Below are 23,289 nucleotides of genomic sequence, written 5' to 3'. Positions count from 1 at the left end.
GTTGATCCCTAAAAAGTATGGGTTGGGATAATTATTTGCTGGTTTGGCATAAGAAAATAGGCGGTTAAAAAAGCTTTGTATAGTTTTAGGGCATGAAAACAATAAAAACCATTTCGATCCATATAATTTGCTGGTTACTTGTATTAGGTTATTTCTACGGAGGTGTTTTAATTTCCGGAACTACATTTATCAAAATTGCCTTTAATGTATCCATGAATTTTATCCAGTTGATAGAATTTTATATCTGTTACCTGTGGGTGTATCCAAAATTTTTGAAAAAGAATAAACTGCCGCAATTAATCGGGGGCATTTTATTTACCGTGATGGTATTTATATCACTCCGGTATTTAATAGAAGAGGTGCTTTATTTAAAATGGTTTGGTTTTCATAATTATGCCGATGGCATTACCGCCTGGGGTTATATATCTGATAATATTTACTGGAGTATTGCCTTTATTGTTGTACCCGCTGCAGTTTATGGTATCGAGCAGAGCTTTAAATCGGAGCAGTTAAACCGCAAACTTAAAGAAGAAGTGGTAAAAGCTGAGCTTTCATTCCTCAAATCGCAGATCAACCCACATTTTTTATACAATACCTTAAATTATGTGTATTCTCTCGCTATTCCCGTTTCGGATAAACTGGCCAATGCCGTTCTGCGTTTGTCTGATCTGATGCGTTATACGTTGAACGATAGTCCGGATGGTAAAGTGAGTTTGGATAAAGAAGTAGAATACCTCGAAAGTTATGTCGAACTGTTTAAAATGCGTTTCGAACCCAAATTTTATGTCGATTTTGTAACCGAAGGCATCAGCGATCAGAAAATTGCTTCATTGATCCTGATCCCTTTTGTAGAAAATGCTTTTAAACATGGGGTGGTGAATGATGAAGCCCAACCGGTACGTATTAAGCTGAAAGTGCAGCACAAAAGGTTAAGTTTTGAAGTGAGCAATAAGATCAGTCATGCACAGAAAGACCATTCGAGCGGTGTGGGCATGGTGAATATCCACCGCAGATTAGATCTCATTTACCCTGATAAACACGAACTGCTGATTTCTAACAATGGCAATACCTACAAAAGCACTTTGATTTTAAATCTCTAATGGATAATTTGTGCCATTGAAAATAATTAACTTACGCTAACTGCTAACCACCATACGCTAACCCCTTTTCCTATGATCCGCTGCCTTGCTGTTGATGATGAATCTTACGCTTCAGATATTATTGCCGCCTTTATCAATAAAACACCTTTTTTAGAATTGGTAGGTACCACCACTAATGCTTTTGAGGCGCTTAATATGGTGCAGGAAGGTAAGGTAGACCTGGTGTTTCTGGATATCCAGATGCCTGAGCTCACCGGGATCCAGTTTTTAAAAATTTGTGGAGGTAAATGTAAAGTGATCCTTACTACAGCCTATCCCGAATATGCTTTAGAAGGTTTTGACCTGGACGTGGTAGATTATCTGCTAAAACCGATTTCTTACGAGCGTTTTTATAAGGCAGCAACAAAAGCCCAGCAGATTTTAGCACCTGTTGCACCTGTTCAGCAGGAGGTAATTGTACAGCAGTCTGCTCAGGGGAATGATTTTATCTTTATTAAAGGCGATACCAAGAACAAATTCATCAAGGTTAATTACGATGATATTCTCTATATCGAAGGATTAAAAAACTATGTTTCGGTTTATACTGCCACGCAAAGGATCATCACCTATCAATCATTACGCGAGCTTGAAACCGAGCTGCCACAGCCACCATTTTACCGCATCCATAAATCGTATATCATCTCGCTCGAGAAAATTAAAATGATCGATGGTAATACCGTTTTCATTAGCGATCAGGCCATTCCGATAGGCGAAACTTATAAGGAAGAGTTTTTTAAAGTGGTAAGGGAGGGCAAAAGAGGTTAACTGTATAAATCGGTTAACTGGTTAATTGTTGGAGTTTGTTTTTCAATTAAAATATTGCTTTTATGGCTCGATTGTTCTATTGTTGGCGTGCACTCATCGATTAACCAGTTTCAACAATTAACCGATTAACCAATCCAAGGTGTTCATAAATTCTCCGCATTATTTCTCCTGATTTTTTTAAGTTTGCTGCGTAAAGATTAAAATCAAAAAATGGCCGTACAAGAAACCAATTCGCTCAATCAGGTTGCAGAATTTCACACTACCTTTAAACATCCTATTCTCGAAAATCCTGTTATTCCTTCAAAACAAAGGGCAAATCTCCGTATTTCACTTTTGGCCGAAGAGTTGAAAGAATTACAGGAAGCAGTAGAAAACGATGATCTGGTAGAAGTGGCCGATGCCCTTTGCGATTTACAATATGTTTTGGCAGGCGCCATCCACGAATTTGGTTTAGGGGCAAAATTTAAAACCCTTTTTGATGAAGTTCACCGCTCTAACATGAGCAAAGCCTGCAAAACTGTTGAAGAAGCCGAAAAAACCATTCAGTTTTATTTAGATAAAGATCAAACCGAATCTTATTATAAAGAAATAGACGGATTGTTCCTTGTTTTCAGAAAATCAGATGATAAAACGTTAAAATCGATCAATTATTCGCCTGCCGATTTAAAATCTCACTTAGTTTAAGTTCAGTTGAAAAGACTAAAACAGTTAGTAACCGACCTGAAGTTATCTCAGGAAGCTCCCGATGCGGCTTTAATGCGTGAGTTTATCTTTTACTCGCCCAAAATGCCTTTGCGCCTGCATCAGGAACAGCTTATTGCGGCTTCAAAACAGTTTAGCCTAAAGGTTTTTGATACTTATTTTACCAAAGCCGACGTTACCATCAACTGTTTCAGCTGGGGCAATGGCAAACGCAAAGTTTTGCTTACGCATGGTTGGGCTTCTAAGGCTTTGGATTTTTATGAGCTGATTATTGAACTACAGAAAGTCGACGATCTCGAAATCATTGCTTTTGATGCACCCGGTAACGGAAGTTCTATATCAGCGTTTTCGAACCTGATGTTGTATGCCGATTCGGTAAAGGCCATTGCACAAAACTATGCGCAACCTGATGTGCTTATCGGGCATTCACTTGGAGGAATGGCCAATGTAATCGCGCTGCAGGAACTGGGTTTATCTCCCGAACTGCTCATCAGCATTGCACCGTTGATCCGTTTGAAGGAAAATTTTGAGCAAAGCCTTGATTCTGTAAATATCGGCGCCAAAGATCAAGAGATCTTTTTTGCCAATTTTGAAAAAGAGTTTCCGGTACCAGCCAGTCATTTTAACCTGACCGAACTTTATCACTTAAATCCTGCTACAAACCATTTTCTGGCCTTCGATCCGGAAGATCATATTTCTCCATATTCATTTCTTAAAGAATTTCTGGATAAAAACCCGGCAATAAATGCAAAATCATTCGACGGTGTAGGGCATTATAAGATCCTTAAATCTGTTGAAGTGATTGAGGCTATTGTGCAAAAGATTTCCGCGCTTTAAATTCTTTAACTCGTCATTGCGAGGAGGCTTTTTCAGCCGACGAAGCAATCTTACAACAATCGTTACTAGCGTTCGCATTAAGATTGCTTCGTCGTTCCTCCTCGCAATGACGAGTTTTTTCTTGTTAATCTGTATCTCTATGGCTTTACTAGATTAACTTCGTTAAAGGTGTTGTCAACTTTCTAGTCTATTTGCTATTAAAGTTGACAACACTAATTACAATATAACTTCCGACCTCCGTCTTTGGATTGATCTAATTCCATCATCCATTTTACGTCTTCCATATCTCATCCATAACAGTGCATAACAGTTAAAGCCACTGTAAATTCTATTTTAGGGCAACCAAATATGATAAATAGAGCATGCAGGCAATTTTAGGTGTTATCTTTCATTTCTTCGGTGGTTTCGCCTCCGGAAGTTTCTATATCCCTTACAAAAAAGTTAAAGGTTGGGCCTGGGAAAGTTATTGGATTGTTGGGGGACTTTTTTCCTGGTTAATCGTTCCGCCGCTTGCTGCATTTTTAACCATTCCCAATTTTACCGCAATCATCAGCAGTACCAACGGCAGCATTTTATGGCTTACCTATTTCTTTGGTATCCTTTGGGGCATTGGTGGTTTAACATACGGTTTGGGTGTGCGTTACCTTGGCGTATCATTGGGTAGCAGTATTATTTTAGGCCTCTGCATGGTTTTAGGCTCCATCCTGCCATCCATTTACTTCGATTTTTTTCCTCAGGCAGGTAAAGATACTTTCAGCATGTTTTTACATACCGATTGGGGACGCATGGTACTGCTCGGACTTTTAGTCTGCGTTTTGGGTATCGTAATCTGCGGTAAAGCAGGCATGATGAAAGAAAAAGAAATGAAATCGGCTGTTACCGATCCGCACGGCCTGGAAATTAAAACAGAATACAAATTCGGTTTAGGTTTATTTGTTGGCATCGTTTCGGGTGTTTTAAGTGCCTGCTTCAATTTTGGTATCGAAGCCGGAAAACCAATGGCCGATGCTGCAAATGCGATCTGGAAGGCTGCAAATCCTGCAGAAAACGGAAATTTCCTGTTCCAGAATAATGTTACCTACATTATTGTGCTCTGGGGTGGTTTAACTACCAATTTTATCTGGTGCATGGTACTTAATGCACGCAACAAAACATTCGGCGATTATACCAATGCTAAAACGCCACTGTTAAAAAACTACATTTTCTCTGCACTGGCAGGTACCACATGGTTTTTGCAGTTCTTTTTCTATGGTATGGGCGAAAGCAAAATGGGTAATGGCGCCAGTTCGTGGATCTTGCACATGGCCTTTATTATCCTGATTGCCAACGTATGGGGACTGATATTAAAAGAGTGGAAAGGTGTATCCAAAAAAACTTTTGTTACCGTTTTGGTGGGCATCTTAACCATTATCATTTCTGTGCTCATTGTGGGCTACGGTAATTCAATAAAAGCTTAATCAATTAAAAAAAATAGAATATAACAATGTCGATCGATACAAAAAATTATAAGCATGTAAGCTATTTGTGGGATGAAGAAGAAGCCGCAAAACTGGCCGGTGATGAAGTTGCCCTCTTAATTTATCGTTCTAATTTACTGGGTGCCGATTTACGCCTCACCAATTATGGCGGTGGAAATACCTCCTGTAAAGTATTGGAAAAAGATCCGCTTACCGGTTTAGAAACTGAGGTAATGTGGGTAAAAGGTTCGGGTGGCGATTTAGGCACTTTAAAGAAAAGTGGCCTGGCAGCATTATATGTTGACCGTTTGCGAAGCCTGAAAAATATTTACCGAGGTGTGGAGCACGAAGATGAAATGGTTGAGTTGTTTAACCACTGTATTTTCGATTTAAGCTCTAAAGCACCATCAATTGATACGCCTTTGCATGGCTTTCTGCCCTTTGCACATATCGATCACTTACATCCTGATGCAGCAATCGCCATTGCAGCCGCAAAAGATGGTAAAAAAATCACTGAAGAGTTATTCGGTGGAACCATTGGCTGGGTAGAATGGAAAAAACCAGGTTTCGAACTGGGCTTGCAATTGAAACAATGTTTGGATGAAAATCCGGGCATCCGTGGCATTATGCTGGGGTCGCATGGTTTATTTACATGGGGCGATACCGCTTACGAAAGTTACCTGAATACTTTGGAGGTAATCGAAATCTGTTCTGATTACCTGAACCAGAACTATGGTAAAAAAGGTCCGGTTTTTGGCGGACAGAAATTAGAAAGCGCTGCTGCAGATCAACGTAAAAAACAAGCAGCTGCAATAGCGCCGGTACTACGTGGTTTATGCTCTTCTAAACAGCACATGATTGGTCATTTTACCGATGATAGCCGTGTGTTAGAGTTTATCAACTCAAATGATCTTGACCGCCTGGCACCAATGGGAACCAGTTGCCCCGATCACTTTTTAAGAACAAAAATCAGTCCGCTGGTTTTAAGTTTAGATAGCGATGCAGATTTATCAGATGTTAAAGCTTTAAAAGAAACATTGGAACCTGCTTTCGAAGCCTACAGGGCGATGTACACCGCTTATTACGAAGCCTGTAAACATCCCAACAGCCCGGCCATACGCGATACTAATCCGGTAGTAATTTTGTATCCCGGAATCGGTATGTTTACTTTTTCAAAAGATAAACAAACGGCCAGGGTTGCCGCAGAGTTTTATATCAATGCCATTAACGTAATGAAAGGCGCTGAAGCGGTTTCTGAATATACTTCGTTGCCACATCAGGAAGCTTTCAACATCGAATACTGGTTGCTGGAAGAAGCCAAATTACAGCGTATGCCAAAACCAAAACCATTAACGGGCAAAATTGCGCTGATTACAGGTAGTGCGGGCGGTATTGGTAAGGCAATTGCAAAGAAATTTGTGGCAGAGGGTGGCGTAGTGATCTTAAATGATATGAATGCCGAGCGTTTAGAAGGAGCGGGAGCAGAATTTGAAGCTCAGTTTGGTAAAGATTCTTACAGTACCGCCATTCTGGATGTAACCAGCCAAACAGATATTCAAAATGCATTCGATTCGGCTGCACTGGCTTTCGGTGGCGTCGATATTATTGTAAATAACGCAGGATTATCCATTTCCAAAACCATTGCCGGTCATACCGAAAAGGACTGGGATTTATTATATGATGTTTTGGTAAAAGGTCAGTTTTTTATTACCCAGGCTGCAACAAATACGATGCAAAAGCAGGATATTGGAGGTGATATCATTAATATTGTAAGTAAGAATGCTCTGGTAAGCGGACCGAATAATGCGGGTTATGGCAGTGCAAAAGCAGCACAGTTACATTTAAGCAGGTTAAACGCCGCCGAACTTGGAGCTGATAATATTCGTGTAAATGTAGTAAATCCTGATGCAGTGATCAGCGATAGCAATATCTGGGCTGGTGGATGGGCCGAAGGCCGGGCAAAAGCCTACGGAATTACCGTTGCCGAATTGCCAGCTTATTATGCCAAACGTACTTTATTAAATCAGATTATATTGCCGGATGATATTGCCAATGCCTGTTTTGCCTTTGTTGGCGGCCTGCTGCAAAAATCAACCGGAAACGTTCTAAATGTTGATGGCGGGGTAGCCATGGCATTTGTGAGATAATTTAAGTAACTGTGTCCCCACAGACCGAAAAGCATTTTTAAGATAATGATTAACCACAGATAAAAAGGATGAACACAGATAGGAAAATCCGTGTTTATCCCCGCCTGAACTGACGGGCAGGTGTGTAAATCTGTGGTTAAAAAATAATGGCCTGTGAGGACACAGACCACGGGAAAGTAAAAAACATCGTCCTCGTTTGTAACGAGGATGAACGAGAACGGCGATTGTATCGCCATAATAATAACCTAAAACCAAATATCCCTATGAATATCGGGCAGAACCATATAGAAAAGCATAACGACTCCCTTTTAACCTCACATCAGCGTAAACTGGCCTTTTTAAAAGAAGATTGGGCACATGTTGATCTCGAAAGCGTAATCCAAAAACTGGTCGATTTTCAGATTGCCATTCCAAGCTGGGCATTGGGTACAGGTGGAACGCGTTTTGGCCGTTTTGCCATTACAGGTGGAGAACCGCGCACTATTGAAGAAAAAATCGAGGATGTTGGTTTGTTACATGCACTTAACGGCTCAAGTGGTGCCATTTCGTTGCACATTCCCTGGGACATTCCTCAAAATGCTGAAGCCTTGAAAGCTTTGGCTTCTGATTATGGCTTAAAGTTCGATGCCATGAATTCCAATACCTTTCAGGATCAGGCGGGTTCGGCACACAGCTATAAATTCGGTTCATTGCAAAATGTTAATAAGGATATCCGTAAACAGGCCATTGAGCATAATATAGAAGTAATCAAACATGGTATCGCGCTGGGGTCTGATGCTTTAACTGTTTGGCTTGCCGATGGTTCTTGCTTCCCTGGTCAGCTTAATTTCCGCAAAGCTTTTGAAAATACTTTAGAAAGTCTGCAGGAAATTTATGCCGCACTGCCCGAAAACTGGAAGATTTTTGTCGAGTATAAAGCTTTCGAGCCTAATTTTTATTCTACTACCGTTGGCGATTGGGGCCAATCGTTATTATATGCCAGCAAACTGGGTAAAAAGGCTTATACACTGGTCGATTTAGGTCACCATTTGCCCAATGCCAACATCGAGCAGATAGTTTCCTTACTGTTAATGGAAGGAAAACTGGGTGGTTTCCATTTTAACGATTCTAAATATGGCGATGATGATTTAACTGCCGGAAGTATCAAACCTTATCAGTTGTTCCTGATTTTTAACGAACTGGTGGAGGGAATGGATGCAAAAGGCATGAACCATGCAAAAGATTTAGGTTGGATGATTGATGCTTCACACAATGTGAAAGATCCTTTAGAGGATTTATTGCAATCTGTAGAGGCCATCATGATTGCTTATGCACAGGCTCTTTTGGTTGATCGGAAAGCATTAAACGAAGCACAGGAGAACAACGATGTAACCAAAGCACAGGAAATTTTGCAGCATACTTTCCGTAGCGATTTAAGGGCATTGGTTGCCGAAGCCAGGTTTAGGGCAGGTGCGGCTTTATCACCAATAACATTATACCGTGATTTAGGTGTTAGGAATAATTTAGTCGGTCACCGTGGAAATACCGTAGCAACAGGTTTATAAATAGGAGAATAAAAATGCCAAAACCTGTTATTGCCATATTTGATGTTGGGAAAACAAATAAAAAACTGTTCCTGATCGACGAAAATTACCAGATTGTTTACGAACGTTCTGCCCGTTTTGTAGAAACCGTTGATGAAGATGGTGAAGTTTGCGAAAACCTCGAAAGTTTGCGTTCTTCCGTGTACGATTCCCTGCACCAGGTATTGCAGTTAAAAGAATTCGATGTTAAAGCCATTAATTTTTCAACCTATGGTGCCAGTTTTGTATATCTTGATGAAAATGGTGAGCCTTTAACGCCGCTTTATAACTATTTAAAGGATTATCCCGAGGAACTTAAAAAGGCCTTCTACGCTGAATACGGTGGAGAAGAGAAGATTTCTTTAGAAACCGCTTCGCCCATTTTAGGCAGTTTGAATTCGGGTATGCAGCTGTACCGTTTAAAACACGAAAAGCCTGAGATTTTTAACAAAGTGAAATGGGCTTTACACCTGCCGCAATATTTAAGTTATTTAATTACGGGTAAAGCCGTGGCCGATATCACCAGTATTGGTTGCCATACTCAGCTTTGGGATTTCAATAAAAACCAATATCACCATTGGGTTTCAGCAGAGAAGATTGAGGAGAAATTCGGCAAATTTACACCTGCAGATTCAAGTCAGGTAACCAATTTTGAAAGTAAAACCTTAAATGTGGGCGTTGGATTGCACGATAGTTCTGCCGCTTTAATTCCTTATCTCGCCAATTTTAATACCCCATTTGTGCTTATTTCCACCGGAACGTGGTGCATCAGTTTAAATCCTTTTAACCAGCAGCCATTAACGGCAGGAGAGTTAAAACAGGACTGTTTGTGTTATATGCATTATAAGGGGAAAGCAGTTAAAGCCTCGCGTATTTTTGCCGGTTATGAACACGAAGTACAGCTTAAACGTATTGCAGAACATTTTGATCGCGCAGCATACCTGTTTAAACACCTGAAGTTCAATCCGTCGATGATTTTAAAACTGGCGAATAAAATTCCCGAAAATCAGCAGGAACAACAGGAGTTTTCGGCAAATTCTGCTTTTCCCGATCGCGATCTGAATCTTTTTCAAACTGCGGAAGAAGCTTACCACCAGTTAATTTTCGACCTGATTAAACAGCAGGTTTATTCCCTAAAGCTGATTTTAAATCCTGGTGTAAGAAGGATTTTTGTTGATGGTGGCTTTGGTAAAAATGCCATTTACATGCACTTATTGGCTACATCCATTCCCGATATCGAGGTTTATGCTTCATCAGTTTCTCAGGCCACGGCCATAGGCACCGCTTTGGCCATAAACGATGCCTGGAATGAAAATCCTGCGCCAACTGATATGATCCAGTTAAAATATTATTCTGCCATTCAACGTAGTCTGGATTTTTAGGAATTTAACTATATTCGGAATTCATACACCAATGTAACCGTTTTGAAACCAGAAGATTTAATTCCTTATATCATTGTCGATGAGTATTCTTCGACGCCAAAATACAAGCAGTTAACCAATGCGATTTTGGCCGCTATAGAAAGTGGTAAGTTGCTTAAAAACAGTTTGCTGCCCTCTATCAACGAGTTGAGTTTCAGTTTGGAAATGTCGAGGGATACCGCCGAAAAAGGTTACCGTAACCTTCGGAAATTAGGCGTAGTAGATTCGGTGCCTGGCAAGGGCTATTTTATTGTAAATACCGATTTTTCAAGGAAATTAAAGGTTTGTCTGCTTTTTAATAAGCTCAGCACCCACAAAAAGATCATTTACGATTCCTTTACCAAAACTTTGGGCGAGCGGGCCGCAATAGATTTTTACATCTATAACAACGATTTTGCTTTGTTTAAAAAGATGATAGTGGCGAAACGCGATGATTATTCGCACTTCGTTATTATACCGCATTTTTTGGAAGGGGGCGAAAATGCTCACGAAATTATCAATACCATCCCAAAAGAAAAGCTGGTTATTCTGGATAAACTCCTGCCAGGAATAACAGGCGATTATGCTGCGGCTTACGAAAACTTTGCCCAGGATATTTATGAGGCTCTGGAGCAGGCTTTAGACAGGCTTTCGAATTATCGTACGCTTAAAATTATTTTCCCTAAAAACAGTTATTTCCCGCACGAGATATTAACCGGATTTTACAGGTTTTGTCAGCAATATGCTTTCGATCATAAAGTAATCCATAACATTAAAGATGAAGAGATCAATCCAGGGGAAGTGTATATCAACCTGATGGAAGATGATCTGGTGATGTTAATTGAACGATTGATCGCCCAAAAACTGAAAATCGGAAACGATGTCGGTGTGATTTCATACAACGAAACCCCGTTAAAAAGAATCATTTTAGATGGAATTACCACCATTTCTACTGATTTTAGCAAATTGGGTGCATTGGCTGCCGAGTTTATCCTTACCGGAAAAACAGAGAAAGTAGAAGTTCCTTTTTATTTGAATCTGCGTAAATCGTTGTGAAACGCAAGGCGTCACCCTGAATTTATTTCAGGTTCTTTTAGTAAGTAAGTTGCTAACCAAGTAATTAGCAATTTTCATTTGTATAATATCTATTTGAATTTGTTATCTAATTAGTTAACTTTGTGTTGGCTTAAATTTGGTAATGAACGAAGAATTTATCAGAGACATTTTCTACTTTGAAGAGTATTATTTGGATTTTTACGAGAAGCTTAAACCTAACGTAAAGAAAAAATTCAACTGGACATTACAATTAATCGCTACGCTTGAAAAAATCCCTGAAAAATATTTTAAGCACATTACAGGTTCAACAGGACTTTATGAAATCAGAGTTGAAGTAGGATCTGATATTTTTCGGGTATTCAGTTTTTTCGATAAGGGTAAATTAATTATACTGGTAAATGGATTTCAGAAGAAAAGCCAAAAAACTCCTAAAAATGAAATCGAATTAGCAGAGAAACTTAAAAAGAAATATTTTGATGGAAAAGACAAAGAATAAACTGAAATCATTTGCCGATCATTTAGATGATGAATACGGTAAGCGAGGAACAGAAAACAGAGAGAATTACGAACAGGAGTTCGAAAGTTTTAAACTTGGCGCGATGCTACAAGAGCTCCGCAAAGAAAAAGGCATGACACAAGAGCAACTTGCTGAGAAATGTGGTACCACTAAAACCTACATTTCGAGAATTGAGAATAATGCAAGCGATATCAGACTTTCAACTTTAATGAGAATTATCAAAGTTGGGCTGGGTGGACATTTGAATCTAAATGTAAGTTTATAAAAAATACATTATCCTACTTAGTTTAAATGAGCGAACAGGTAACAGCACATCAGGTTTCAGATCAAAATCCATACGATTATATTTTAAAGGATTTTAACCTGAAAAGCCTTAGTCAGATTGTGATCCTCAAACATTTAAACGGACTGATCCATACCGATGTTAAAGGTTTTTACCAGCTTTTTCCAGAGCAGCTGGAAATTGATTATGCCGCTTTTAGCGATGAAACATCAGCTTTACCTTTCCCGCTTGTTCAGGTTCAACAGCATTCAAATTCCGTAAAACTTTCATGCCGTTGTGCTACACCTAAAAATAAACTCTGCGAGCATCAGGCAAGGGTTTTGTACAATATTCTTCAGCGTCAGGATTTACTGATTTTTTTTGATAGTAACCTGCGGCAGCAAAAACTGGCCAAGATTGCGTTGGATTATGGTCTGGAAAAAGAACAAAACCTCGATCTTCTTTTTAATTTAAGTTACGAAGAGGGCCAGCTGATGATAAAACCCAAGATGGATGCCTTGCAGCCTTTCAATAAAGAAGCCCGGCAACAATTGGAAAGTCTTTTATTGCCGTCTGTAAAACCTAAGGAAAAAGCTCAGGCCAAAAATTTCCAGGGCAAAATGATTCTGGTTTTGGGCCAGCACCGCTATTACAATAATCTGGTGGTAGAATTATTCGAAGCCGAAACCACTAAAAGCGGAAAGGTTAAAAAACCGTTAAAAAGTATTAATCCTTCAGATCTGCTTTTTAAAACCGATGATCATGAACTTTTAAAATTCTATAGTGGGATTGGTACTTTTCAGCAGAATTACAATAACGACCAAACTGAAGCAGAAATAGAAGCTTTAAAAGCGGTGGTGAAAAATCCACAGCAGATCCCTTTTTATTTACAGGATGGCGCACAATCGTCTGCAATCCAGGCTTCAACTATCACGGCTGTAAATGTTCATTTATTAGAGGTCGATTTACGTCTTTCAGTAAACCAGCGTGATGATTATTATGAAATTACAGGAAGGCTGATCATTGAAGGAAAATCTTATGAGCTCGATAACATTGTGTTGGTGCACCAATATTTTGTTAAACTTAAAGATCAGCTGTATCTAATTGGCCGTCTCGATTTTTTGCGTGTTATCGGCTTTTTCAAAAAACAGAGTAACCGTTTGATTTTGCATAAAAGTAAATATCCGGAGTTTCAAAAGGCGATCCTTATCCAGTTGGAAGGCAGTATCCATGTCGATTATTCCTATTTAAAGCCGGCAACTAAAAGCCAGATTGAAGAAAAGGGTTTCGACCTTGAAAATGAACAATTAATCTATCTTTCCGAATCCGAAGATTATATCCACCTCACCCCCGTAATGCGTTATGGCAATCTGGAAATTCCTGTATTATCCAAAAAACAGATTCAGGCGCAGGACAAACTGGGCAATCTGTTTACCCTTCACCGTGATGAAAAAGCCGAACTGCAGTTTATCGGGAATGTTCTGAAACAACATCCTTATTTTTACGATCAGGAAAGCAACGATTCGTATTACCTCCACCGTAAACGCTTTCTGGAAGAAGCCTGGTTTCTCGAAGCTTTCGAAGTTTGGCGGAATAAAGGTATCCATATTTTGGGCTTCAATCAGCTCAAAAACAATAAATTGAGCGAGTTTCAGGCTAAAATTAATATAGAAGTACTAAGCGGTACCGATTGGTTCGAAACCAAAGTAAAAGTGAAATTTGGGAAACAACAGGTTGCGTTAAAACACCTTCATAAATCCATCCGCAACAAAAGCAAATTTGTAATCCTTGATGATGGCACACAGGGAATTTTACCGCTAGAATGGATCGAAAAATTTACGGCTTATTTTAATGCAGGTGAAATTACAGAAGAAGCTATTTTAACTCCAAAAATTAAATTTGCGACCATAAATGAGCTTTATAAAGATGCTTTACTGGATGGAGATGTAAAAAATGAGTTAAAACTTTATAAACAGAAATTTGAAGGGACCGATGCTATTCAGGAAGTTGAAGTGCCAAAAGGATTAACCGCAACCTTGCGCCATTATCAGAAAGATGGCTTAAACTGGCTTAACTTTCTGGATGATTTTAACTTCGGTTCGTGCCTGGCTGATGATATGGGTTTGGGTAAAACCATTCAGGTTCTGGCCTTTATCTTATCGCAACGAGAAAAAGTAACACACAATACCAACCTGGTGGTAGTTCCCGCTTCGTTAATCTTTAACTGGAAGGCCGAAGTAGAGAAATTTGCACCATCAATTAAGGTGAAAACCATTTATGCTGGCGAACGAACCAAAACCACCGATAATTTTGACGGTTACGAAATCATTTTAACCTCTTACGGAACGCTGCTTGCTGATGTCCGTTTTTTAAAAGATTACCGCTTTAACTATATCTTTTTAGATGAATCGCAGCTGATCAAAAATCCTGAATCGCAACGCTATAAAGCCGTTAGAATGCTGCAATCGAGGAATAAGGTGGTCATGACAGGAACACCGATCGAAAACAATACTTTCGATTTGTATGGACAGTTGTCGTTCGCTTGTCCGGGGCTTTTTGGCAGTAAACAACAGTTTGCCGATTTATATTCAACCCCGATCGATCAGTTTAAAGATAGCAGAAGGGCAGAGGAACTTCAGAAAAAAATCAAACCTTTCATTCTCCGCAGAACGAAAGAACAGGTGGCGAAAGAACTTCCTGATAAAACTGAAATTGTACTGTATTGCGAAATGGGAGAGGAGCAACGCGAAGTGTACGAAGCCAATAAAAAGGAAATCCAGGATTTTATTTTGGGTAAACAGGAAGATGATTTGCCTAAAAGTTCTATGCATGTATTGAAAAGTATTACTACTTTAAGGCAGATCTGTAATTCGGCTGCATTATTAGCCGATGGAAGATCGTACCTGCAGGCCTCATCAAAAATTGATGTATTGATGGAACAGATTGAAAGCAAAGCCGGAAAACATAAAATTTTGGTCTTTTCCCAGTTTGTAACCATGCTCGATCTGATTAAAAAGCAGTTGGAAAACCGCGGAATCAGGTACGAATACCTCACCGGACAAACCCGCAAAAGGGAAGAGGTCGTAACTTCTTTTCAACAGAATGCCGATATTCCTGTTTTTCTGATCAGTTTAAAAGCAGGTGGAACCGGCCTTAACTTAACCGAAGCCGATTATGTTTACCTGGTAGACCCCTGGTGGAACCCTGCAGTAGAAAACCAGGCAATAGACCGTGCATATAGGATCGGGCAGCATAAAAATGTGATGGCTGTACGTTTAATCTGTCCTGATACCATTGAAGAAAAGATCATGAAGTTACAGGCCACTAAAAAAGATCTGGTGAAAGACCTGATCCAAACCGATGGAAGTTTGTTTAAACATTTAACGAAGAAAGAATTGTTGGGATTGTTGAGTTAGTAAAATTCCTTATCGGTTCGGCAGAAGCGAATCAGTACACTAATTAGCTATTATAAAAGGTTCGTCATCTCGACTGGAACGCAGTGGAATGGAGAGATCTATCACAGCAGATCTCTCGACTATGTTGCACTCCGCCCGAGATGACGACTTTTTTGTTAAATTGTCACCCTGAGCGAAGTCGAAGGGTCAAACTCATAACCCAAAAACTCAGGTACATTCAAACTCTCTACAATTTTCCAATCCTTTTTTTCAGCAATAAAGTGGGGTAATTCAAGTCCTGTTGTTTGTGCTGCATTAGTATAATAGTCCATTTTTGCCGGATGGTTAGGCGAGCAGGCATTGTAGATCCTTCCAAAAGCTTGTTTTTCTAAAATTTTAACTGCAATTCCAACTGCATCGGCTTGATGTATCAGGTTTACAGGTGCCAAACCGTTAGGAACATTGCTTTTTCCCGCGAAAAACCTTCCCGGGTTACGATCCGGTCCAATTAAGCCTGCAAAGCGGATTATCGTATAATTTTCGGGAAACAGCATTTTAAAAAGTTTCTCTGCAGCTAAAACCACATTTCCCGAATCAGTATCCGGATTAGTTTCGCTGTTTTCGTTAACCGTTTTATTTTCATCGCTATAAACGCTGGTCGAGCTAATCAATACAATATGTTTCGATTTGTCTTTCGCTGCCTCTAAAATCGATTTTATTTTTTGTGGATAATCATGAAGCTCTGTCGAATTACGCTTGGGTGGAATGCAGATAAATAAAACATCAGCCTCAAAAAATGCCGGATCTGCTTTCATGTTTTCTGCCGTAAAATCGACCAGATAAGGCTGTATATTTTCAGTCTGGAGCGTAGCTAATTTTTCTTCGCTGGTAGTAGAACCTTTTACAAAATAACCCAGCTCAATTAGTTTTTTGGCCAGAGCCAAACCAAACCAGCCGCAACCTAAAATAGATATAATATGTTTTTTCATGATTTAAGTGTGAGGGGATAAGTTTTGAATGTTCAATAACCAATATAAAATCATCAATAACCAATTCTCAATTGGCAATTTCCAGTTAACCATTGGTATTTTGGCGCTGGCAGCAGTTAACCGATTAACCCCCTGAGCGTAGTCGAAGGGTAAACAATGAACCCAATATCCAGTTTTCAGTTGACAATTTACAGTTGGCAGTTTGTAGTTACTAATGAACGAATGACCAGTGAACAAATGAACTAACTAACCTTTACCCAGATTATAACAAGCCCTGCACCTCGGTTCATAACTTTCTTTTTCACCCAATAAAACCGTTGCTTCATCGGCGGCTGTACGATAGCTGTATAATGCAGGATTACCACAGCACACACAAACGGCATTTACCTTGGTTACGTGTTCGGCAATGGCCATTAAAGCGGGCATCGGACCAAATGGTTTGCCGGTAAAATCCATATCCAAACCTGCTACAATTACCCTTATGCCCCTTAAAGCAAGTTTATTGCAAACATCAGGTAATTCATCATCAAAAAACTGGGCTTCATCTATCCCAACCACTTGTGTGTTAGTGCCTAACAATAAAATGGCTGATGCGCTATCTACAGGGGTAGAGTTGATCGAGTTGAGGTCGTGCGAAACCACTGCGGTTTCATGGTAGCGGGTATCGGTGCGTGGCTTAAAAATCTCTACATTTAACTTAGCAATCTGAGCTCTTTTTAACCTGCGGATCAGTTCTTCGGTTTTACCTGAAAACATAGAACCGCATACCACTTCTATACTTCCCGAAAATTCGCCCCTTCTCCTAAAATTTTGTTCGCTAAATAACATGCCCGATCTTTTATGCTCCTATGTCTGTTTTCTAATTTTTAAACCGAACAAATATGAGAATTATGTGTTATTTTTGGACACATAGTTACCAACATAAATCGGCTAAAAATTCGTTTTAACTTTATGATGAACCAACAGGATATTTTCAGGAAGATCGGCAGTATTTTAACAGAATTAAACGAGCAGTATCAGTTTCTTGCTCAAAATCCCAATCAATTAAATGATTTGGAACTGGAACTTTTTCTGGCTAATGCCCATTTTCTTTCCGACCATGTTAATATTGTTAAAAAGTTAAATACGATAGTAGAAGATAAGTCCGCCGAACCTGGAAACCATGTTTTGCTGGCAGAACAGAATACCATTATCCTGCCTGAGGCCGAAAAAAGCTGTGCAGACGAACAAGAAAGTTTTGAACCCCAGGAATTGGAAGAAGTGGCTACCGCAGAAGAAGAAGAGGAACGTGTTGATGTAAAACCTGCGCAGGAACAGCTTGATGATGAAATCATCGAAGAAGAAAAAGCAGAAACACTTTTGAATCAGGATTTCTTTAAGCCTGATCAGGATGACCATACTTTCGAATTTGTTTTGGGTACCCATGATGAGAATGCCCAGTTCGATTACGAAGCTAAATCTGTAGAAGAAATTTTCGACCGCCCTTTGAGTAAAGAGGAAGCAGAAATTTTAGCTCAGAAAAAGAAAATACACGAAAAAGAGGCTCAGGCCAAACAGGAAGATATTTTGCCTGCAGAAGATGATGAAATTGGTCCGGAGCCATTTTTAATTCCACAGGAGGAAGAAGCAGAGGTAATGGTAAAAGAAGAGTCGGTTATCGAAGCTAAAAGAGAAGAGCCAGTTGCGGAATTTAGAAGGGATGAACCGGTAGTTGCTCCAAGCCAGCCAATAGAAGCACTTAAGGATGTACATTTGGATGAGCCGGTTATTTCTCCTCCGGTAGAACGGGAACGTCCGTTATTTACTCCCGAGGCGGTTCCGGTAAAGCCTGCACCACAGCCTGTAATAAATAAACCTGCACCAAGTTTGAACGATTTATTGGCACGCACAAATGGTAAAGGTGAAGAGCCTGTGAAAGCGCCGATTGCTGATTTAAAACAGGCCATTAGTTTAAACGAGAAGCTGCTTTTCATCAAAGATCTTTTTAACGGTTATAACCTGGCGTATTCTGATGTAATCGATATCATTAACCGAATGAACAGCTTCGAAGCTGCTGATAGCTATCTACAAAATAACTATGCGGTAAAAAATAACTGGGCCAGTAAGCAGTCTACGGTTGATCAGTTTTACGAACTGTTGAACAGAAGGTTTAGTAAGTAAGCGGGAGCGCTGTGCGGATCGCGTTTGGCGATAAGTGGCTGGCGAATAGTCCTTAGCGTTACAACTGGTTTCGTCATACTGAACTTGTTTCAGTATCTAGTATCTGGCCGTCATTTCGACTGAAGCGTAGCGAAATGGAGAAATCTAAATCAAAAGCGCTCTTCAAGATAGATTTCTCGACTGCGTTGCACTCCGCTCGAAATGACGTATTTTAAAAAGGTTACTTACGTGTAGTTATGTTGACTACGGGCTACAGACTAAAGACTTAGAACTCCTTAAATAAATCCCATCCGGTTAGAATCCAGTTTTAAGAAAATAAACAACAATATCGTAAAACTCCACAGCGATGAGCCTCCGTAACTGATAAATGGTAAGGGAATCCCGATTACGGGAATAATCCCAATCGTCATACCGATGTTGATAAATACGTGGAAAAAGAGGATACAGGCTACGCTATAGCCATAAACCCTTGAGAAGGTTGATCGCTGTCTTTCTGCCAGGTTGATAAGCCTCAGTAATAAAAACATATATAAACCGATCACAACCGAACAACCCATAAAACCCCATTCCTCACCAACGGTAGAGAAAATAAAATCGGTACTTTGGGCTGGTACGTAACCGTACTTGGTTTGGGTACCCTGTAAAAAGCCCCTGCCTGTTGCCTGACCGGAGCCAATGGCAATCTGCGATTGGATTACATTATAACCAGCTCCTTTATTATCAGCTTTAAGACCTAACATCAGCTCAATACGGCTGCGCTGGTGGGGTGCCAAAACTTTTTCGTAGGCAATTTTAACTACAAACAAATAAACAATTGCGATAATGGTTACCAATACCGTAGAAATGATAATTTTTTGTTTCCTTCTGTTGTTGTAGATGAAAAGTCCGCCTATGGTGGTAAGGATAATAATGAGTATATAAGTTGGTACCAGGAAATCGGCCACAAACAATACGATCATTCCAAGGAAAATTAACAGGAAATAACCCGATAAACCCTCGCGGTATAAAGGGAACATAAAAGCAAGGAAAACCAGTGCCGAGCCTGTATCGGGCTGCAGCATAATCAATAACAATGGCGCCAATACAATCAATCCTGCAATTACGATTGATTTAATATCCCTGAATTTTGGGTTAAAGGTGCTTACATACCTCGCTAAAAGCAAGGCCGTACCAAACTTTGCAAACTCTGAAGGTTGCAGCCTAAAGGAGCCTATGGGGATCCATGCCTGGTTTCCACCTACATTTCTCCCTACAAAAAGTACAACAACCAGGAGGAACAATGTAGCTCCGTAAATAAAAGGCGCAAATACGTTAAATAACCGTCCGTCGAATAATAAGATCGATAAGCCCAAAATTAACCCGGTAATTACATAGATAAGCTGTTTACCATAACTGCTTGAAAAGTCGAAACCCGCAGCTTTATCAGGATTGTAGATGGAGGCATAAACATTAATAAAGCCAACTGCGCATAGTGCAATGTAGATTAAAACGGTAATCCAGTCTACATTAAAAAAGAAACGGTTTCCCTGTTGTTGCATCATTATTTATTGGTTACAGGTTTTTGATTTACAACTGGTTGTTTTGCTTTAGGCTTTGTGGCAACGGTTTGCTTTAAAATTGCCGGTTTTATTTTTAAACTGTCTTTAACCCTTTTTAGCGAATCGGCTTTTTTAAGGTTTAAACTATCCAGTTTTGTCAATTTAAGCTTTTTAGTTTTATCAATCAATGCCGGTAAAAGATTGGTTTCGGAGAAAGCTTTAACTGTATAACCGTTTGAACGCGGCTTAATACTATCTGTTAAATATTTTTCTACCATAAAACTCGAAATCGGAGCTGCATAAGATCCTCCATAACCACCATTTTCCACAATTACCGCAATGGCAATTTTAGGATTGTCCATTGGCGCAAAACCAATAAAAACTGAGTGGTTTTTTCCATGTGGATTTTGTACCGTACCGGTCTTACCGCACATGATGATGTTTGGTATCTGCGATTCTTTTGCTGTTCCCCATGGGCTGTTCACTGCATCACGCATACCGTTAATTACAACCGGGAAATATTTCTCATCAACCCCAACATAGTTTTTGACTACATATTCTTTTTTCACTACGTTTTTATCGCCGATACCCTTAATTAAATGTGGTTTTAAATAATAACCACGGTTGGCAATGGCAGCCATTACATTTGCCATTTGCAATGGGGTAGAGGTAATCTCACCCTGACCAATGGCCTGCGAAATTACAGTGGTGTAACCCCAGCGTTTGCCATAAATTTTATCGTAATGCTCTCCCTGGTAAAATATTCCTTTTTTTTCGAAAGGCATATCAATACCCAATTTCTGCCCGAAACCCCATTTAGCAATCTGCGCATGCCAGTTGGCATAGGTTTGGCGCTGGTTTTTCATGCCGTTTTTGGTGATGATGCTCTGAAAAACATGACAGAAGTAAGTATTACAGGAACGTGCAATACCACGCTGCATATTAATCGTACCATCTACGTGTTCGCACTTTACCTTGTGGTTTCCGGCCATATAATAACCCGGACAGAAAAATGTGGTATTCGGATCAATAGCGCCGTCTTGAAGTGCAACCAAGGCGTCGACAGGTTTAAAAGACGATCCTGGAGAATACTGACCAGCAATCGGCCTCACAATCTGCGGACGGTAAGGATTTGCAATCAAACTCATGTAGTTTTTGCCCCAGTCTTTACCCACCAACTGGTTCGGATCATACCCCGGACTGCTCACAAAAGCCAGGATCTCGCCGGTAGAGGGCTCAATAGCTACAATTGCCCCTACCTTATTTTTCATCAATTCTTCGCCAAGGCGTTGAATCCTGATGTCTAAAGAAGAAATTAAACGATCGCCTGATACCGCATTAACATCATATTTCCCGTTGGCGTAACTGCCCTGGGCGATATTTTTAGCATCGTAAAGTATCCTTGTTTCCCCTTTTTCGCCCCGTAAAAAATCTTCATAAGAGCGTTCCAGTCCACTTTTTCCAATAAAATCTCCGGGTTTATAATAACCTTCAGATTTTTCTATATCATCAGGACTTACTTCTTTTACATAACCGAAAAGCTGGCCTGCAATGCTATCAGGGTAATGCCTGATCGTTCTGTCCTGTGTTCTGAAACCCGGAAAACGGTACATAATTTCCTGTAAACGGGCATAACTCTGCACGGAAATCTGCCTTTCGAAGAAGGTAGACTGATAAGTAGATTGTGCTCTCGCTTTTTTTAGTTTTTTACGTACATCTTCAATGGTAATTTCAAGCGCATTGGCAAGAGCCAGGGTATCGAATGGTTTAACTTCATTAGGAATTACCATCAAATCGTAAACCGGTTCGTTTTGTACTATTACCTTCATGTTACGGTCGAGGATGGCGCCGCGTGCCGGATATTTATAAATTTTCCGCAATACATTACTTTCGGCAGAGCTGAATGCCTTGTCGCTAATAATCTGGATATAGAATAATTTCCCCAGTAAAATGAGGGCAATTACGATAAATAATCCCTGAACGATATATTTCCGGTTAAATAACTGATCCATTAACGTGGTGTTCTTCTATAGAATATAAACTCTACCAATAAAATAATAAGCAGTGTAAAGATACAACTTAGGCCGCATCTCATTAAGGTATAACCTACTTCGGTTAACCTGAATGTTTCTAAGAAAAACAGCACCAGATGGTGTGAAATCACGCAGAGAAAAGCATAAAGTGAAAACCATTGAAAACCCATATATCCTAACGAAGGTTCGGGGTCGTCAATTGCGTCGCGGTTTAAACTGATTGATATGAAAGATATCCTTACGAAAGCCAGAACCACACAGGCCGTAGCGTGTACACCCATGGTATCGTAAAAGGCATCGAGGGTTAATCCTGTGCCAAAGGCCAACAGGTACAATACAATATTGGGGATGCCGAATGGAAGCAGGAGTAAAAACAATACGTAGATAAATGGCGTAGAAAGATCGTAAAAGCCCATATTCTTGAGCAAAAATATCTGCACAAAAAGTAGCAAAAACCACCTGATCACATTTACAATTATGATTCTACTATTCATTCGGTTTAACAGCGCTTTCTAAAGCTTTTTGCTCTTCGGCCTTTTTATATTTAACCACATATACATATTGCAATGTGCTAAAATCGGTAAATAAATTAACTTCTCCCGAAAGGAAATTGTCGTTTGTGGCCACATTCGGTTTACTGATCCTGCCCACTAAAATCCCTTTAGGAAATGAGCCATAACCCGAAGTAACAATGGTATCGCCTACATACATTTTAATGTGGTTAGGCACTTCTTTAATAAAAGATTTTTTAATGTCGAAATTGCCATCGCCCCAAACCAGAGATCCCAATGCATTATTCTTTTTGAGTGTTACACTGATTTTCGTATCCTTATGCAGTAATGACTGAATGGTGGCCAAATGCTCTGAAACATCGCGGATAAAGCCAACAACGCCCCTTTGCGGAGCAATAACCGCCATTCCGCTTTTAATCCCGTCAATTGTTCCTTTGTTAATGGTCATCACATTATTGCGTAAAGTGATTGAATTTTTAACCACTTTGGCTGCCAGATAGGTATAATCCTGGTTGGTAACCGTATCAATAACTTTTACATCTTTAGCAGTATCAATAGTGGTTAAACCCAACAGCTGACTTTTAAGTTTTGCATTTTCTGCAGCCAGGCTATCGTTCACCATCCCGAGGTTTAAATAGCGCTTAAAAATATTTAACCTTTCATAGGCAGTACCCACAACTTCATTGGTAGAGTTTAAGGTTACACTGCGCTGATAGGAATTGTTCTTCACCGTCAGGTAAATCCCAATGGTAAAAAAGATGATAAAAAGGAAAAATGCGTTGTATCTGCTGATGAAAATCCAAAGGTTACGCATATTT

At 39.8% G+C, this 23,289-nt stretch carries 19 protein-coding genes; 13 read left to right on the top strand and 6 right to left on the bottom strand.

What is annotated here, in order from left to right:
- Positions 1 to 92: 92 nt before the first annotated feature.
- The 12 genes from DRW42_RS09310 (at position 93) to DRW42_RS09255 (ending at position 15,260) form a co-directional block, all read left to right on the top strand.
- A complete protein-coding gene (locus DRW42_RS09310; protein ID WP_113948544.1) occupies positions 93 to 1,100 on the top strand; it encodes a sensor histidine kinase in 1,008 nt (335 codons plus the stop codon).
- A 72-nt stretch (positions 1,101 to 1,172) separates the two neighbouring features.
- Entirely contained in the window at positions 1,173 to 1,904 is a 732-nt protein-coding gene (locus tag DRW42_RS09305; protein WP_113948543.1) for a LytR/AlgR family response regulator transcription factor, read from the top strand.
- 210 nt (positions 1,905 to 2,114) lie between these two features.
- Positions 2,115 to 2,588 (top strand): pyrophosphohydrolase domain-containing protein, encoded by a 474-nt coding sequence (locus DRW42_RS09300; protein ID WP_113948542.1) that lies wholly within the window; start codon positions 2,115 to 2,117, stop codon positions 2,586 to 2,588.
- Positions 2,589 to 2,594: 6 nt separating this feature from the next.
- Positions 2,595 to 3,443 (top strand): alpha/beta fold hydrolase, encoded by an 849-nt coding sequence (locus DRW42_RS09295; RefSeq protein WP_113948541.1) that lies wholly within the window; start codon positions 2,595 to 2,597, stop codon positions 3,441 to 3,443.
- A gap of 362 nt (positions 3,444 to 3,805) precedes the next feature.
- Positions 3,806 to 4,900 (top strand): L-rhamnose/proton symporter RhaT, encoded by a 1,095-nt coding sequence (gene rhaT, locus DRW42_RS09290; RefSeq protein WP_113948540.1) that lies wholly within the window; start codon positions 3,806 to 3,808, stop codon positions 4,898 to 4,900.
- A gap of 26 nt (positions 4,901 to 4,926) precedes the next feature.
- Entirely contained in the window at positions 4,927 to 7,047 is a 2,121-nt protein-coding gene (locus DRW42_RS09285) for a bifunctional aldolase/short-chain dehydrogenase (RefSeq protein ID WP_113948539.1), read from the top strand.
- A gap of 263 nt (positions 7,048 to 7,310) precedes the next feature.
- Complete coding sequence (locus DRW42_RS09280; RefSeq protein WP_113948538.1) at positions 7,311 to 8,591, top strand: sugar isomerase; 1,281 nt, start codon at positions 7,311 to 7,313, stop codon at positions 8,589 to 8,591.
- A gap of 14 nt (positions 8,592 to 8,605) precedes the next feature.
- Positions 8,606 to 9,991 carry an FGGY-family carbohydrate kinase gene (locus tag DRW42_RS09275; protein WP_113948537.1) on the top strand — a complete coding sequence of 462 codons (1,386 nt, stop codon included), beginning with the start codon at positions 8,606 to 8,608 and terminating at the stop codon, positions 9,989 to 9,991.
- Positions 9,992 to 10,033: 42 nt separating this feature from the next.
- The gene (locus DRW42_RS09270; RefSeq protein ID WP_113948536.1) at positions 10,034 to 11,065 is read left to right on the top strand and encodes a GntR family transcriptional regulator; all 1,032 of its coding nucleotides are present in this window, start codon (positions 10,034 to 10,036) and stop codon (positions 11,063 to 11,065) included.
- A 142-nt stretch (positions 11,066 to 11,207) separates the two neighbouring features.
- The gene (locus tag DRW42_RS09265) at positions 11,208 to 11,561 is read left to right on the top strand and encodes a type II toxin-antitoxin system RelE/ParE family toxin (protein WP_113948535.1); all 354 of its coding nucleotides are present in this window, start codon (positions 11,208 to 11,210) and stop codon (positions 11,559 to 11,561) included.
- Positions 11,542 to 11,847, top strand: a complete 306-nt coding sequence (locus DRW42_RS09260; protein WP_113948534.1) for a helix-turn-helix domain-containing protein — start codon at positions 11,542 to 11,544, stop codon at positions 11,845 to 11,847. The genes DRW42_RS09265 and DRW42_RS09260 overlap by 20 nt, the downstream gene beginning before the upstream one ends.
- 26 nt (positions 11,848 to 11,873) lie before the next feature.
- Positions 11,874 to 15,260: a DEAD/DEAH box helicase gene (locus DRW42_RS09255; RefSeq protein ID WP_113948533.1), complete on the top strand. Its 3,387-nt coding sequence runs from the start codon at positions 11,874 to 11,876 to the stop codon at positions 15,258 to 15,260.
- A 155-nt stretch (positions 15,261 to 15,415) separates the two neighbouring features.
- Here the strand turns inward: DRW42_RS09255 and DRW42_RS09250 are convergent, their stop codons facing one another.
- Both DRW42_RS09250 and DRW42_RS09245 read right to left on the bottom strand, forming a co-directional pair.
- The gene (locus tag DRW42_RS09250) at positions 15,416 to 16,228 is read right to left on the bottom strand and encodes an SDR family oxidoreductase (protein WP_113948532.1); all 813 of its coding nucleotides are present in this window, start codon (positions 16,226 to 16,228) and stop codon (positions 15,416 to 15,418) included.
- Between the two features lie 246 nt (positions 16,229 to 16,474).
- Positions 16,475 to 17,056, bottom strand: a complete 582-nt coding sequence (locus tag DRW42_RS09245; protein ID WP_025146756.1) for a thymidine kinase — start codon at positions 17,054 to 17,056, stop codon at positions 16,475 to 16,477.
- A gap of 123 nt (positions 17,057 to 17,179) precedes the next feature.
- Here DRW42_RS09245 and DRW42_RS09240 point away from each other — a divergent pair, with 123 nt between their 5' ends.
- Positions 17,180 to 18,388, top strand: a complete 1,209-nt coding sequence (locus DRW42_RS09240; protein WP_147243701.1) for a hypothetical protein — start codon at positions 17,180 to 17,182, stop codon at positions 18,386 to 18,388.
- 275 nt (positions 18,389 to 18,663) lie between these two features.
- Here the strand turns inward: DRW42_RS09240 and rodA are convergent, their stop codons facing one another.
- From rodA to mreC, 4 genes are read right to left on the bottom strand one after another with little or no spacing between them, the layout of a single operon-like run.
- The gene (gene rodA / locus DRW42_RS09235; RefSeq protein WP_113948563.1) at positions 18,664 to 19,926 is read right to left on the bottom strand and encodes a rod shape-determining protein RodA; all 1,263 of its coding nucleotides are present in this window, start codon (positions 19,924 to 19,926) and stop codon (positions 18,664 to 18,666) included.
- Positions 19,927 to 19,928: 2 nt separating this feature from the next.
- On the bottom strand, positions 19,929 to 21,938 hold the full coding sequence (gene mrdA, locus DRW42_RS09230; protein ID WP_113948530.1) for a penicillin-binding protein 2: 2,010 nt from the start codon (positions 21,936 to 21,938) through the stop codon (positions 19,929 to 19,931).
- Positions 21,938 to 22,453, bottom strand: a complete 516-nt coding sequence (locus DRW42_RS09225) for a rod shape-determining protein MreD (protein WP_113948529.1) — start codon at positions 22,451 to 22,453, stop codon at positions 21,938 to 21,940. Before DRW42_RS09225 ends, mrdA begins: the two co-directional genes overlap by 1 nt.
- Positions 22,446 to 23,285 (bottom strand): rod shape-determining protein MreC, encoded by an 840-nt coding sequence (gene mreC, locus DRW42_RS09220; RefSeq protein WP_113948528.1) that lies wholly within the window; start codon positions 23,283 to 23,285, stop codon positions 22,446 to 22,448. The genes DRW42_RS09225 and mreC overlap by 8 nt, the downstream gene beginning before the upstream one ends.
- Positions 23,286 to 23,289: the final 4 nt, after the last annotated feature.

The sequence above is a fragment of the Pedobacter miscanthi genome, assembly GCF_003315595.1.
Lineage (GTDB): Bacteria > Bacteroidota > Bacteroidia > Sphingobacteriales > Sphingobacteriaceae > Pedobacter > Pedobacter miscanthi.
The sequence above is the reverse complement of the archived record's forward strand: the minus strand, read 5'-3'. Positions and strand labels throughout refer to the sequence as shown.

What these genes read in the sequence shown, in the direction of transcription:
- DRW42_RS09265 (WP_113948535.1), top strand. Translation starts at nt 11,208, where the DNA reads ATGAACGAAGAATTTATCAGAGACATTTTCTACTTTGAAGAGTATTAT.
- DRW42_RS09250 (WP_113948532.1), bottom strand. Translation starts at nt 16,228, where the DNA reads ATGAAAAAACATATTATATCTATTTTAGGTTGCGGCTGGTTTGGTTTG.
- DRW42_RS09285 (WP_113948539.1), top strand. Translation starts at nt 4,927, where the DNA reads ATGTCGATCGATACAAAAAATTATAAGCATGTAAGCTATTTGTGGGAT.
- mreC (WP_113948528.1), bottom strand. Translation starts at nt 23,285, where the DNA reads ATGCGTAACCTTTGGATTTTCATCAGCAGATACAACGCATTTTTCCTT.
- DRW42_RS09245 (WP_025146756.1), bottom strand. Translation starts at nt 17,056, where the DNA reads ATGTTATTTAGCGAACAAAATTTTAGGAGAAGGGGCGAATTTTCGGGA.
- DRW42_RS09305 (WP_113948543.1), top strand. Translation starts at nt 1,173, where the DNA reads ATGATCCGCTGCCTTGCTGTTGATGATGAATCTTACGCTTCAGATATT.
- rodA (WP_113948563.1), bottom strand. Translation starts at nt 19,926, where the DNA reads ATGCAACAACAGGGAAACCGTTTCTTTTTTAATGTAGACTGGATTACC.
- DRW42_RS09260 (WP_113948534.1), top strand. Translation starts at nt 11,542, where the DNA reads ATGGAAAAGACAAAGAATAAACTGAAATCATTTGCCGATCATTTAGAT.
- DRW42_RS09275 (WP_113948537.1), top strand. Translation starts at nt 8,606, where the DNA reads ATGCCAAAACCTGTTATTGCCATATTTGATGTTGGGAAAACAAATAAA.
- DRW42_RS09310 (WP_113948544.1), top strand. Translation starts at nt 93, where the DNA reads ATGAAAACAATAAAAACCATTTCGATCCATATAATTTGCTGGTTACTT.
- rhaT (WP_113948540.1), top strand. Translation starts at nt 3,806, where the DNA reads ATGCAGGCAATTTTAGGTGTTATCTTTCATTTCTTCGGTGGTTTCGCC.
- DRW42_RS09240 (WP_147243701.1), top strand. Translation starts at nt 17,180, where the DNA reads ATGATGAACCAACAGGATATTTTCAGGAAGATCGGCAGTATTTTAACA.
- DRW42_RS09300 (WP_113948542.1), top strand. Translation starts at nt 2,115, where the DNA reads ATGGCCGTACAAGAAACCAATTCGCTCAATCAGGTTGCAGAATTTCAC.
- mrdA (WP_113948530.1), bottom strand. Translation starts at nt 21,938, where the DNA reads ATGGATCAGTTATTTAACCGGAAATATATCGTTCAGGGATTATTTATC.
- DRW42_RS09280 (WP_113948538.1), top strand. Translation starts at nt 7,311, where the DNA reads ATGAATATCGGGCAGAACCATATAGAAAAGCATAACGACTCCCTTTTA.
- DRW42_RS09255 (WP_113948533.1), top strand. Translation starts at nt 11,874, where the DNA reads ATGAGCGAACAGGTAACAGCACATCAGGTTTCAGATCAAAATCCATAC.
- DRW42_RS09225 (WP_113948529.1), bottom strand. Translation starts at nt 22,453, where the DNA reads ATGAATAGTAGAATCATAATTGTAAATGTGATCAGGTGGTTTTTGCTA.